Source organism: Affinirhizobium capsici (assembly GCF_977018625.1).
This window is the reverse complement of the sequence record NZ_CDRNXD010000002.1, coordinates 300,487-313,055: the sequence shown is the minus strand read 5'-3', so window position 1 is coordinate 313,055 and position 12,569 is coordinate 300,487. Positions and strand designations below refer to the sequence as shown.

The window sequence follows — 12,569 nt, the reverse complement described above, 5'->3', positions numbered from 1 at the left end:
GGCAATTGCTAAATGCATGCCACTTCATGCGTCTGCGTCCGCCTCTCCCGCAGACGCCTGTTGACATTGATGCAGGAAGCCGCAACTTTCCTCCGAAATTCCGGGTTAAAATTCCGAAATCCTAAGATTGGAGCCACACAGTGTCGAACCGCGCTGCCAATATTAACCATCTTGGAGCGACGCCAGCCCACCCGGAACACGATCCGTCACACCCTCTGGTGGTCTTCGGCGACCACCAGTTTTGTGCAGGTAATCTAATGGACGTGCAGCGTATGGCGGGGCCACATATGCACAGCCAGATCGAGCTCAATTTTGTCCTTCGAGGGCGGATGGATTACTGGTTCGATGGGCGACAACTGACGATCGACCAAAATCGCTTATGCCTGTTTTGGGGCATGATCCCGCATCAGGTCATTGATAGGGCCGAAGGTACGCAGTTCGTTTGTCTCTATATTCCGATGTCGGTTTTGCTCGGATTCCCCAACCTCAGCCGGTTTCGCAATGCTGTCTTTCGTGGCGCAGTAATTGAAGCGATGGTCATGCAAAGTTGGGAGAGCGAGGTTTTCCAGCGCTGGCGCAACGAATTGCTGTCAGGCGATGCGGAACTGATGGAGATTGTCCGATCGGAATTGACAGCGCGTGTCATGCGTATCGAGCGTGAAGGCTGGCGTGACCTTCGAGAACAGGGGGACGCCATCGCAAGCCTCGGTCAGCGCGATGCCGACTGGGTTCTACATGTGGAAAAAATGCTTCGCTTTATCGGCGAAGGCGCACTGGACGATATTTCGGTCGAAGACGTCGGCAAAGCGGCCGGGCTGCATCCCAACTATGCGATGACCCTTTTCCGTAAGGCCGTGGGCATGACAATTAACCAGGCAATTGTTCGTCATCGACTGGATACGGCGCAATCTTTGCTCATTGCCACAGACCTTCCGATCACAGAAGTCGCGTACGAATCCGGTTTTGGATCGCTTTCCACCTTTTATGAGGCATTCCAGCGCCGCTTTAAAGAAAAGCCGGTACAGTATAGACGACGGCTGCGGCCCGCATAAAAGGGCGGCGGACCTAAAGCCGCCGCCCAAGTTCAGTTGAAGTTTAGCTTGCACGCTGCAACTGAAGGCGGGAAACACCCGCGGCCACATTCAAGCCAGTACCTGCCTGGGCACTGACCGGCTGCAAGGCAAAGTTCTTGGCACTTCCGCCAATCAGCGCATTCGCGCCAACACCGATGCCAACAGCAGCCGACGCAGACGCACCCACATAGCTACCAGCCAGCGCTCCTTCTCCAACGCGGGAAGCGGCGGTGCTTACGACCATCCAGTTCAGGTAGCTTTTGCCGGAGATACCGATATCGAGCCCGAGCTTACCGATCGATCCGGTATAGCGTTCTACCTTGCCATTGGACTGGCGGAACTCACAATTGATCTTGCGGCTGGAACCGAGGATCAGACCAAGACCGCCATCGATCACACAGCTCAGCGCGCCAACCCGCTGGCCCGGTTCTGCGGCAACATTACGCGCCTTTGCGTGCGCATTGCTGTGGTGGCTACCTGCCGCGAAGGCGGAAGGTGCAAGGGCAAACGTGGCGGCAACGGCGATGGAGATGAGTTTTTTCATTTTGTCATCCTTTCAGATGGTCGCCTAGATGATCTACACAGATATCGTTCGCAGCTCGCAACCGGGGCGAACGGACCCTGGGCTGGATAGAAAGATCGGCAACAACAGTGCGGCCAGAAAAGACTTCCGCCACTGCAATGGCTGTTTCCAAAGCATCAAGCGAATCGACTTCCCCTGACAGAAAAATGCGGCCACCTTCGCTGCTGCACTCTATGGTGCTACGCTCCAGGCCTTGGGCGTATGCAAGAATAGAACGCAAAGCAGCGCAAAGACTGCAGTCCTGTGGGTTTCCGCTAATCTGTGAACGTACCTGTGCCAGGATCATAAGTAGGCCTCGCGATAAAGGCTGAGAGACTGAATTACTTGAAGGAGGATTTAACAGCGTCCTTGGCTTTGCCGACGGCGCTTTGCGCCTCGCCCGCAACCTTGTCCGCCTTGCCTTCAAGCTCCAGCTCGCGATTACCGGTGACCTTGCCGACAGCTTCCTTGATGGAACCCTTGGCCTGACGGGCAGCACCTTCAATTCTGCTCTTATCCATTGTCTGTTCCTTGTCTCAATCTGTTTATCGGACGCATCACCTGCGCCACGGGATAGAAATTAGAACGGGCGGGATAGAGAAAGCAGAGAAGGATCTACTAGTTCATCTAGTAGCTATTGACCTTTTTTATGATGGATTGCCCCCTTTTTTTGAGGAGCCGGCGCCCTTGCCAGCAAAGCCACGTTCTCGCGCCCAGATAACAGCTTGCGCACGGCGGTTCACTCCAATCTTGTTGTAGAGCGACGCCACATGGTTACGGATGGTATGGCGCGAAAGGTGCAGCGTCTCACCCATATCCGCGTCGCTCAGACCATCGCAAATGAGCCCGAGGATTTCAGTTTCCCGTTCGGTCAGATCGCGAAGTTCGGCCGTATTTGCCTTGCCTTTTGAGGTGTGGCGAAGGGTTGCCAATCGATCAACAATCGTGCGGCTGAACCAGGACGTATCCGCCATAACGCTTTCAATGGCCTCGATAAGCTCCATCTCTGAACGGCGTCTCTCCGTCACGTCCTGCAAGGCCCAAAGGACGCATTGTTGATCGTTGATTTCGACCCTTTCAGCCGAAACGAGACACTCGGCTGTATCGCCATTCTTGAGCTGCATTCGCAATTGCTCTTCCCTTACGGGGATGTTGTCACGCAACTGCTGCTCCAGTGCCTTCCGGGCCTTAACATCTTCCCAAAGCTGGAGTTCGCTTGCGGTTTTTCCAACCACTTCTTCCAGCTTGCGGCCGCTGAGAGAGAGAAATGCCTCATTGACTTCAAGGAAGACAAAATCGTCCAGTCGGGAGATGGCGGCGGGCGCGGGTGAGAGCTTGAACGACTTTGAGAATCGCTCCTCGCTTTGCCGAAGTGCATTCTGTGCTTTACGGCGTCCGTCCAGATCGGCGAACGTGAACAACATGCACGGCACTTCACCGACAGGGATAGGCTCTGCGGCGACGATGACCAGTCTGTCACTTCCATCAGGCAATGGCACCAGCGCCTCTCGTTGGCGAATGACGCGACCTTCCGAAAGCTTTTGCATCGCGTCTTCGCCGGTCTCGCAGTTGGAGAAGAGGCCGATTTCCTCGACAGTGCGGCCCACCACGTCCTCCCGCGTCAGGCCTGTCATTTCTGCGAAACCTTCGTTGCTGCGAATGAACCTCTGGTCATCCAGCCTGCAGATCAGACCGGGAGCGGGGTTTGCATTGAATGACTTTTCGAACCGCTTCTCTGCCTCATAGCGGGGTGTTTCATCGCGCAGAACTAATACCAGCACATCGGGCTTTGCACCGCCGTCCTCCAGAACCAGCGTACGAATAACATGCACCCAGACTAGGTCAGGATCGCTTGCGGGAGACACCTCAACCGTGACGCCATTGATCTCTTCGCCTGCCAGAAGACGCTCCAGTGGATACTGGCCCTCATCAAGCGTGTGATTGTTGCGATAGCGAAGCGTGAAATTGCGACGATAATCCGCAACAGTCTCGCCCAATTGCTCAACACGTTCGACCCGGTGCATCTGCAGCGCTGCATCATTGGCCCAACTCAAATGTCCATCCGGCTCAACCAGGATCAATCCGTCGGTTAGTCCTGCGATCAAGCTTTGTAGTACCAAACGGTTAATCTTGGGCACCGGAGGTGTATCGGACATGGCAACCTGCGCACGTTGTGAACTGCGAGAGAAATGTGGGCATCATCTTCCTCCGGCAAGAGATGCAATTGCCATCACGCAATAAGAATTCGTGTCACAAAAATACGGAGGATGTGAATAGCCATGATCGGATCATTTTTTTGCCATCCGCGTTAACGATGCAATCCGCAGATGGATTCGAAATGAACCGCGATGATCGCGGCTGAACTACCCAAGGAGTGAACTCAATGAAAAAGACCCTCGCAGTAGCAATCGCTGCCCTACCCATCCTCACCAGCGCAGGTACTGCTTTCTCTGCCGATGCAATTTCTCGCTATGACCGGGCTCCCGCCTATGAGGAGCAGGATCAGCGCAATGGTGTGCGCATCGGTTACCTGGATTGCAACATCGGCGGTGGCGTTGGCTACGTTCTGGGTTCTGCGAAGGAAGCGGATTGCGTGTTCCGTTCTGCCATGGGCAGTGAACCGCTTGATCGTTACACCGGCGTTGTTCGCAAAATGGGCGTCGATATCGGTTTCACCACGCGTGGCCGTATGGTCTGGGCCGTATTCGCACCGACTGCTGGCTATCACCATGGTTCACTCGCCGGTCTTTATCAGGGCGCAACAGCGGAAGTGACGGTCGCTGCGGGCGTTGGCGCGAACATCCTGATTGGTGGCACATCCGGCTCCATCCATCTGCAAACCGTAAGTGTTCAGGGACAGCTCGGCCTCAACCTTGCTGCAACTGGAACGTCCATGACGTTGACGCCTGCCAGCTAAAAGGCAGGTACTCCCAAGCATTCTCTAAGCGTCCGCTTCGGCGGGCGCTTTTTCATGATCTGACTGCATACTTACAAACTTAAATTGCTTGATTTGCTGAGCCGCCTCGGCTTTGCATCCTGCCAATAGATAAACTGGATAGTTTGGCCCGATTCGAGCCGAAGGATTATTCATGACAGCTCTTGCCGAGAATGCCCGTCAATTGGCGGCACGCCTGTTGGATCTTTATGATGGTAGCCGCATCGTGGCTGGCGTCTCTGGTGCTCCGGGATCAGGCAAATCCACTCTTGCGGATGCGATTGTCGATGAGATCAACCGCGCAAGACCTGATCTTGCCGCCGTTTTCCCCATGGACGGCTTCCATTATGACGATGCTGTTTTGCGTGAAAGGGGGCGGCTGGCAAACAAAGGTGCCATCGATACGTTCGATGTTCATGGTTTGCGCCACATGCTTGAGCGCCTCAAAGCCAATGAAGACGAGACCGTCGCGGTTCCAGTTTTCGACCGTTCGATTGAGATCGCTCGAGCTGGAGGGCGGCTGATCAGCCGCAACACCGGCATCATCGTTTGCGAAGGCAACTACCTTCTTATGAAGCAGTCACCATGGGATCGCCTCTACGCATGCTTCGACCTGAAGGTCTTCGTGGACGTACCGGTCGAAGAATTGCGCCGTCGTCTGCGGGAGCGCTGGTTCTTCTACGGATTGGATGAAGAAGGCATTCGTCGCAAGCTCGACGAGAACGATATTCCAAATGGAATTGCGATCGTTGAGGGCAGTGTTGAGCCTGATATTCGCATCATGAACTAACGCCAGTACCCAGCATTTTCAGAAAGTTTGTGCATGACCGCTACCGCTTTGACATGGGGCATTGCCGGGTTGACGGCACTTGGTGTTGTCACCCGTCCTTTTCGCTGGCCAGAGGCTGTGTGGGCAGTGGCCGGTGCGCTACTGCTATTCGCCCTCGGTGTCATTACATCAAGTGATGTATGGACTGGAGTAGCGAAAGGCTTTGATGTCTACTTATTCCTCATCGGCATGATGCTGCTGTCCGAACTTGCACGCCGCGAAGGCTTGTTTGACTGGATTGCGGCCGTCGCAACGGCACAGGCTGGAGGATCGTCCAAACGCCTTTTTCTGCTGATCTATGTCGTGGGTATCGTCGTCACTGTCTTTCTGTCCAATGACGCCACCGCAGTAGTCCTCACGCCCGCCGTCTATGCGGCATGTCGTGCAGCCAAGGTAAAAGACCCACTGCCCTACTTGCTCATCTGCGCTTTCATCGCCAATGCTGCCAGCTTCGTTCTCCCTATTTCCAACCCAGCTAATCTGGTAATCTTTGCAGGTGGCGACATGCCGCCCCTCTCTCGCTGGCTTGCAACATTCCTGTTCCCATCCATCGTAGCCATCCTGGCTACTTTGGCCTGTCTGTACTGGACGCAGCGCAAGGCATTGGCGCAAGATGAATTGGCTACCGATGTGGAGCGACCCGAGTTGACCCGCGCCGCACGACTTGCTGGCATTGGTCTTAGCCTCACCGCCGTTATTCTCGTCGCGGCATCAGCCCTGCATATGGACTTGGGTGTTCCAACGTTCATTGCAGGCTGCTTGACCACTGCAGGGGTGCTTCTGCTTACGCGCCAGGGGCCAATGGAGATTGTCCGCGGCATTAGCTGGAGTGTCTTGCCGCTGGTCGCGGGTCTTTTCGTGGTCGTTGAAGCCGTGAACAAAACCGGCCTCACAGCCATGCTATCGGAGCGTCTGGCGCAACTGGCTGCTCAGTCGGAGCCCGCCGCCATTGCCATTTCAGGCTTTGGCGTGGCCATCGTCTCGAACCTCGTCAATAATCTCCCGGCGGGACTGTTTGCCGGAAGTGCCGTTCAGGCAGCGCATGTGTCAGATGCCGTAGCTGGTGCGGTTCTGATCGGCGTTGACCTCGGCCCTAACCTATCCGTCACCGGCTCGCTTGCCACAATTCTATGGCTCGCAGCCCTTCGTCGTGAGGGGCTCCACATGGGTGCGTGGAGCTTCCTCAAGTTGGGTTTCGTGGTGATGTTCCCGGCTCTCATCCTATCGCTTGCGGCACTTGCGCTGCAATAAGTCAGGCGCCGCGAAGCATCTCAATGATGCCGGAAAAATCCTTCATTCCATTGCCTGCCTGCTCGAACTGGCGATAGAGGTCGGAGGCGGCTTGACCAAGCGGCGTCTGCGCGCTGACGCTGCTGGCAGCTTCCTGTGAAAGCAGAAGATCTTTCAACATCAAGGCAGCGGCGAAACCCGGCTGGTAATCGCGGTTCGCTGGCGAAGTCGGCACAGGTCCGGGAACCGGGCAGTAGGTATTGACCGACCAGCACTGGCCGGAGGAGGTGGAGATCACATCGAATAGGGCCTGATGGGTCAGACCCAATTTCTCGCCGAGCGCAAACGCTTCACAAGCGCCAATCATTGAAATCCCGAGCAGCATGTTGTTGCAGATTTTTGCGGCTTGACCGGCGCCCGGTCCCCCACAATGCACGATACGTCTCCCCATAGCTTCAAGAATCGGTTTTGCAGCATCGAAGGCTTTTTGCTCACCGCCAGCCATGAAGGTAAGCGTTGCTTGAGCTGCACCAGAGATACCGCCGGAAACAGGGGCATCGAGAGAATGGCACTTCGCGCTTGCGGCAAGTGCGTGCGCTTTGCCGGCCGATTCCACATCAATAGTCGAGCAGTCGATCAAAAGCGTACCAGCCGCGAGCATCGCCTTCATTTCGGTCCACACGGACAGGACATGTTCGCCTTTCGGCAGCATCGTGACGATTACCTTGGCACCGGTCATCGCCTCGCTAAGACTCGCAACACAAGCGACACCATTTTCTTCAGCCGTCTTCCTGCTCTGTTCCGACAGATCGAAGCCGATAACCTTATGGCCAGCCTTGGCCAAATTCGCCGCCATTGGACCACCCATGTTGCCCAAGCCGATAAATGCAATTTCCGTCATATGTTTCCTCCGAGTGGGCTTCAGGCTCGACTGTCTTCCAGGATCATGCTTGCTGCCTTTTCGGCAATCATGACCGTGGGTGAATTGGTATTGCCCGATGTAATTGTGGGCATGATCGAGGCGTCCGCAATTCTCAATTTTCCCAATGCGCGCATCTTTAAACGCGGGTCCACTACACTTGCCTCATCCACCCCCATCCGACAGGTTCCAACCGGATGGAAGATGGTCGTTCCAATATCACCTGCGGCTTTCATCAGGTCTGAGTCTGTTTCATAGGCCGCGCCCGGTTTGTGTTCCTGCGGATGGTAGCGCGCAAAGGACGGCTGCGACACAATATTTCGCGTGAGCCGAATGGCTGAGACGGCAACGGCTTTATCGCTTTCGGTCGAGAGATAGCGCGGCTGGATAGCTGGCTGCTGGGCAAAATCGGGGCTGCGAAGATGGATGTAGCCGCGACTATCTGGCCGCAGATTGCATACACTCGCAGTGATGGCCGGGAAGGAATGAACCGGATCACCAAACTTATCGAGCGAAACAGGCTGCACATGATATTGCAAATCCGGCATTTCCTTTTCCGGGCCAGACCGCGTGAAGATGCCAAGCTGGCTGGGAGCCATGGCCATGGGGCCAGAGCGCTTGGCCAGATATTCAAGCCCAATTGCCATTTTGCCAAACAGTGATGAGGCCTTCTCATTCAGCGTCGGCACTCCGGTGACCTTGAAAGTCAGGCGCAGTTGAAGGTGATCCTGCAGGTTTTCACCTACTTGAGCCACTTCTTTTACCACACCCACGCCTGCTCTGTTCAAAACATCACCACGCCCGATGCCGGAAAGCTCCAGTAAATGCGGAGATCCAATAGCACCTGCCGCGAGAACGGTTTCCCGCCGTGCATGAAAGCGTTGTGTTTGGCCGTTGACGAAGACCTCAACTCCTTGAACTTCACCGTTTTCAACAATCAGCTTTTTTGCCTGCGCTTTAGTCAGTACGCGCAAGTTTCCGCGCCGCATGGCTGGGCGCAAAAAGGCTTTCACCGTGTTCCAGCGAATACCGGACCTTTGATTTACGTCGAAATAGCCGGAGCCTTCATTGGTGCCGCGATTGAAATCTTCGGTTTTAGGGATACCAGCTTCAAGTGCTGCCTGCTGAAAAGCGTCGAGTACGGCCCAGCGCACACGCGCTTTTTCCACGCGCCATTCACCGCCCACCCCGTGCATATCGTCCTTGCCACGGTAGAAATCCTCAGACTTGCGGAAGAGCGGCAGTACATCATCCCATCCCCAGCCGGTGCAACCCATTTGCCGCCACTGGTCGTAATCACGAGCCTGCCCGCGCATGTAGATCATACCGTTGATAGAAGAGCATCCACCCAGCACCTTGCCGCGAGGATAGTTGAGGGCGCGACCGTTGAGGCCCTGTTCCGCCTCTGTCATAAAACACCAGTCGGTGCGGGGATTATTGATGCAATAAAGATAGCCAACGGGAATGTGAATCCAGTGGTAGTTGTCGTTGCCACCAGCTTCCAGCAGGAGAACCGTATTCTTGCCGTCTGCCGAAAGTCGATTGGCCAGCACACAGCCTGCGGTTCCGGCGCCCACAATGATGTAATCGTAACTATTCATGATTTAGCTCATTGAAAATCAGGCGCTGGCTCAAAGCCAGCGCGAGAGGCCAAATTTACGACCAAAGCGAGAAACCGCCAGTTCACCGATCAGGCCACGCCTGAACAGAAGCACACAGACCATGAAGACGACGCCTGTGATGATGGTGACCGGAAATCCTGTCGTGGCGAGGTAATTACCGAGCATGACGACAATACCCGCGCCGATGACAGGCCCTACCATGGTGCCAATGCCACCGAGCAGCGTCATCAGGATCACTTCGCCCGACGTTTGCCAGGAAACATCTGTCAGAGTGGCAAATTGAAAAACCAGCGCTTTCGTCGCACCTGCCAATCCGGCCAGTGCTGCCGACATGACGAAAGCACCGAGCTTATAGCGAGCTACGGAATAACCAAGTGACGTGGCCCGCAACTCGTTTTCGCGGATCGACTTCAAGATCATGCCAAAGGGTGAGTGCACGAACCGCCATATGATGAAGACGCCGATGAGGAATATTCCTGCCACTGTGTAATACATGGCAAACGGATTGCTGAGATCGATGAATCCGAACAGATAACCTCGCGGTACGGACTGGATACCATCCTCCCCGTGCGTGAAGCCGGCTTGCAGGCAGAAGAAGAAGAACATCTGCGCCAGCGACAGGGTGATCATCGAGAAATAGATGCCCTGGCGACGGATAGCGAAGAATCCCATTACAAGGCCCAAGCCAGCGCCGCCCAAGACGCCGATGAGGATACCCATTTCCGGTGGAAAGCCCCACTCCTTCACGGCATGGGCTGTGAAGTAAGCAGCACCGCCGAAGAAGGCTGCATGGCCGAAAGAAAGAAGACCCGTATAGCCAATCAAAAGGTTGAACGCCGCAGCGAAAAGCGCAAAGCACAAAACCTTCATAATAAAAACCGGATACACGAAAAGCGGTGCGGACAAAAGAACGCCAATTCCGATGACCAGTGCAATGCGCCGCGCATTCATTTCCGCCTTCGTCACACCGCGATGTTCAAGCGTATCGGAGGGAACTGCCGTGGTTTGAATATCAGTCATTGTGCTCACTCCCGTCCGAACAATCCGGCTGGCCGGACAAGCAGTACAATTGCCATGATCAGGAAGATCACCGTGTTAGACGCCTCTGGGTAAAAGACCTTCGTCAATCCCTCGGTGATGCCCAGAACATAGCCGGTGACAATGGCACCAAGGATCGAACCCATGCCGCCCACCACGACGACGGCGAACACAACGATAATGATGTTGGAGCCCATAAGGGGCGAGACCTGATAGATGGGTGCCGCCAGCACGCCCGCAAACGCAGCCAATGCAACACCCAGTCCATAGGTCAGCGTCAACAGCACCGGCACATTCACGCCGAACGCCTGAACCAGTGTGGAATTTTCCGTTGCAGCCCTTAAGTAGGCGCCAAGCTTGGTTTTCTCGATTGCGAGCCATGTACCAATGCACACGACCAGCGAGGCAACAACGACCCACCCGCGGTAATTGGGGAGGAACATGAAGCCAAGATTGGTTCCGCCCGCCAGCGACGGCGGCGTAGCATAGGGCTGACCCGACGCGCCGTAATAATAACGGAAGATACCTTCCAATGTCAGAGCTAGACCAAAGGTAAAGAGCAGTCCGTAAAGCGGATCGAGACCGTAAAGCCGGCGAAGAAAGAGGCGCTCCACCACCGCACCGAAGACACCAACGATCAAGGGCGTGAGGATGAGCGCTGGCCAATAGCCTATGCCCGCGAAATGCAGCAGCAGATAGGCTGTAAACGCTCCAAGCATATATTGCGCGCCGTGGGCAAAGTTGATCATTCGCAAGAGGCCGAAAATGATAGCAAGGCCAAGCGACAAAAGCGCGTAGAAGGAACCGTTGATCAGACCGATCAGCAACTGGCCAAGCAGGGCTGGAAGCGGCACACCGAATATCATCGTCATGGCCTACACCCCCAGAACCTTGTTGAGCTCGCCCATGCGTTCGCCGAGCTGGCCAACTGGAAACTCCGATTGAATTTGCCCGTGATCCATCAGGTAGAAGCGATCAGCCACCCTGCTGGCGAAACGAAAGTTTTGCTCAACCAAAAGCACAGTAATCCCCCGTTGCTTTAGGCGGATCAGAACATCGCCGATACGCTGCACGATGACGGGAGCAAGCCCCTCTGTCGGCTCGTCCAGCAGAAGCATGCGAACGCCTGTGCGCAATATGCGGGCAATGGCTAGCATTTGCTGCTCACCCCCGGAAAGCTTCGTGCCGCTGCTGTTACGGCGTTCATGCAGGTTCGGGAACAGTTCGAAAATCTCATCCACACTCATGCCGTTTTTGGCAATCTGCGGCGGCAGCATGAGGTTTTCCATCACGCTCAAGCTTGCGAAGATCCCGCGTTCTTCCGGCACAAAACCGAGGCCGTGACGCGCTGTCTTGTGAAGGGGAACCGGAAGCATATCCCGATCTGCAAAGCGTAAAGTGCCTTTACGCTGTCTGATAATCCCCATGATAGTGCGCAACGTTGTGGTTTTTCCAACACCGTTGCGGCCCAGCAGGGTTACAGTTTCCCCCTCTTGGATCTGCATGTTGACACCATGCAGCACATGGCTTTCGCCGTACCAGGCATTCAGATTGCCAATATCAAGGAGTGCGCCCATCTCAATCCTCCTCCCGCCCCATGTAGGCCGTGCGCACCTCAGGGTTCTGGGCCACCGTCTCATAATCGCCTGCGGCCAAAATCTCGCCCCGTTGCAGAACGGTAACGCGGTCGCAGATATCGGCAACGACAGAGAGGTTATGCTCCACCATCAAGACGGCGCGGGTTTCCGCTACATTGCGAATTAGCCCGGCAATGGTCGCTATATCCTCCTGGCCCATGCCGGCCAGCGGCTCATCGAGCAGCAGCACCTTCGGGTCGAGCGCCAGCGTGGTCGCAATTTCCAGCACGCGCTTTCGGCCATAGGAAAGATCGGCAGCCAGCGCATCTCTTTCCCGCGTCAGGCCAACTGTCGAGAGAAGCCCTTCGGCCTTGCTCGTCAACTGATCAAGCGCGGACATTGGCCGCCAGAACTGGTGCGCCAATCCGTTCGGTCGCTGCAAGGCAACGCGAACATTATCAAGCACGGTCAAATGCGGAAACACGGCGGAAATCTGGAAAGATCGCACCAGCCCCATGCGCGCCACACGATCCGCCGGAGTGGCAGTGATATCCTGACCCATCAGGCTGATCCGCCCGGACGTGGGCTGCAAGAACTTGGTCAAGAGATTGAAGACGGTGGTTTTACCGGCCCCATTGGGGCCGATAAGCGCGTGAATTTCGCCATGGTGTACATCGATATCGACATTGTTCACCGCAAGAAATCCGCCAAAGCGACGGGTAAGGCCGCGTGCGGATAGAACCGCATGCACCTCATCATGTGGGGCTGGTGCAATCATGATTGA

At 55.5% G+C, this 12,569-nt stretch carries 14 protein-coding genes; 4 read left to right on the top strand and 10 right to left on the bottom strand.

What is annotated here, in order from left to right:
* The first annotated feature begins 140 nt into the window (after positions 1–140).
* The gene (locus tag AC0JZ1_RS01465) at positions 141–1,052 is read left to right on the top strand and encodes a helix-turn-helix domain-containing protein (protein WP_471880666.1); all 912 of its coding nucleotides are present in this window, start codon (positions 141–143) and stop codon (positions 1,050–1,052) included.
* Positions 1,053–1,095: 43 nt separating this feature from the next.
* On the opposite strand, the gene AC0JZ1_RS01460 is transcribed toward AC0JZ1_RS01465, so the two are convergent.
* The 4 genes from AC0JZ1_RS01460 to AC0JZ1_RS01445 form a co-directional block, all read right to left on the bottom strand.
* Positions 1,096–1,617 carry a DUF992 domain-containing protein gene (locus AC0JZ1_RS01460; RefSeq protein ID WP_471880665.1) on the bottom strand — a complete coding sequence of 174 codons (522 nt, stop codon included), beginning with the start codon at positions 1,615–1,617 and terminating at the stop codon, positions 1,096–1,098.
* Positions 1,618–1,621: 4 nt separating this feature from the next.
* Positions 1,622–1,942, bottom strand: a complete 321-nt coding sequence (locus AC0JZ1_RS01455) for a BON domain-containing protein (protein ID WP_471880664.1) — start codon at positions 1,940–1,942, stop codon at positions 1,622–1,624.
* 34 nt (positions 1,943–1,976) lie between these two features.
* Positions 1,977–2,156 carry a CsbD family protein gene (locus AC0JZ1_RS01450; RefSeq protein ID WP_471880663.1) on the bottom strand — a complete coding sequence of 60 codons (180 nt, stop codon included), beginning with the start codon at positions 2,154–2,156 and terminating at the stop codon, positions 1,977–1,979.
* A gap of 126 nt (positions 2,157–2,282) precedes the next feature.
* Positions 2,283–3,791, bottom strand: coding sequence for a helix-turn-helix transcriptional regulator (locus tag AC0JZ1_RS01445; protein ID WP_471880662.1), 1,509 nt, complete (start codon positions 3,789–3,791; stop codon positions 2,283–2,285).
* 227 nt (positions 3,792–4,018) lie between these two features.
* Between AC0JZ1_RS01445 and AC0JZ1_RS01440 the strand changes: the two genes are divergently transcribed.
* From AC0JZ1_RS01440 to AC0JZ1_RS01430, 3 genes are all read left to right on the top strand, one after another.
* Entirely contained in the window at positions 4,019–4,552 is a 534-nt protein-coding gene (locus AC0JZ1_RS01440; RefSeq protein ID WP_471880661.1) for a DUF992 domain-containing protein, read from the top strand.
* A 172-nt stretch (positions 4,553–4,724) separates the two neighbouring features.
* Entirely contained in the window at positions 4,725–5,360 is a 636-nt protein-coding gene (locus tag AC0JZ1_RS01435) for a nucleoside/nucleotide kinase family protein (RefSeq protein ID WP_471880660.1), read from the top strand.
* Positions 5,361–5,393: 33 nt separating this feature from the next.
* Positions 5,394–6,650, top strand: coding sequence for an arsenic transporter (locus AC0JZ1_RS01430; protein ID WP_471880659.1), 1,257 nt, complete (start codon positions 5,394–5,396; stop codon positions 6,648–6,650).
* Position 6,651: 1 nt separating this feature from the next.
* Here AC0JZ1_RS01430 and mmsB read toward each other — a convergent pair whose 3' ends face one another.
* From mmsB to AC0JZ1_RS01400, 6 genes are all read right to left on the bottom strand, one after another.
* Positions 6,652–7,530: a 3-hydroxyisobutyrate dehydrogenase gene (gene mmsB, locus AC0JZ1_RS01425; protein WP_471880658.1), complete on the bottom strand. Its 879-nt coding sequence runs from the start codon at positions 7,528–7,530 to the stop codon at positions 6,652–6,654.
* 20 nt (positions 7,531–7,550) lie between these two features.
* The gene (locus tag AC0JZ1_RS01420) at positions 7,551–9,149 is read right to left on the bottom strand and encodes a GMC family oxidoreductase (RefSeq protein ID WP_471880657.1); all 1,599 of its coding nucleotides are present in this window, start codon (positions 9,147–9,149) and stop codon (positions 7,551–7,553) included.
* Positions 9,150–9,179: 30 nt separating this feature from the next.
* Positions 9,180–10,121, bottom strand: coding sequence for a branched-chain amino acid ABC transporter permease (locus AC0JZ1_RS01415; RefSeq protein WP_471880900.1), 942 nt, complete (start codon positions 10,119–10,121; stop codon positions 9,180–9,182).
* Between the two features lie 74 nt (positions 10,122–10,195).
* Positions 10,196–11,080 carry a branched-chain amino acid ABC transporter permease gene (locus AC0JZ1_RS01410; RefSeq protein WP_471880656.1) on the bottom strand — a complete coding sequence of 295 codons (885 nt, stop codon included), beginning with the start codon at positions 11,078–11,080 and terminating at the stop codon, positions 10,196–10,198.
* A gap of 3 nt (positions 11,081–11,083) precedes the next feature.
* Positions 11,084–11,785, bottom strand: coding sequence for an ABC transporter ATP-binding protein (locus AC0JZ1_RS01405; RefSeq protein WP_471880655.1), 702 nt, complete (start codon positions 11,783–11,785; stop codon positions 11,084–11,086).
* A gap of 1 nt (position 11,786) precedes the next feature.
* Positions 11,787–12,566 carry an ABC transporter ATP-binding protein gene (locus AC0JZ1_RS01400; protein ID WP_471880899.1) on the bottom strand — a complete coding sequence of 260 codons (780 nt, stop codon included), beginning with the start codon at positions 12,564–12,566 and terminating at the stop codon, positions 11,787–11,789.
* Positions 12,567–12,569: the final 3 nt, after the last annotated feature.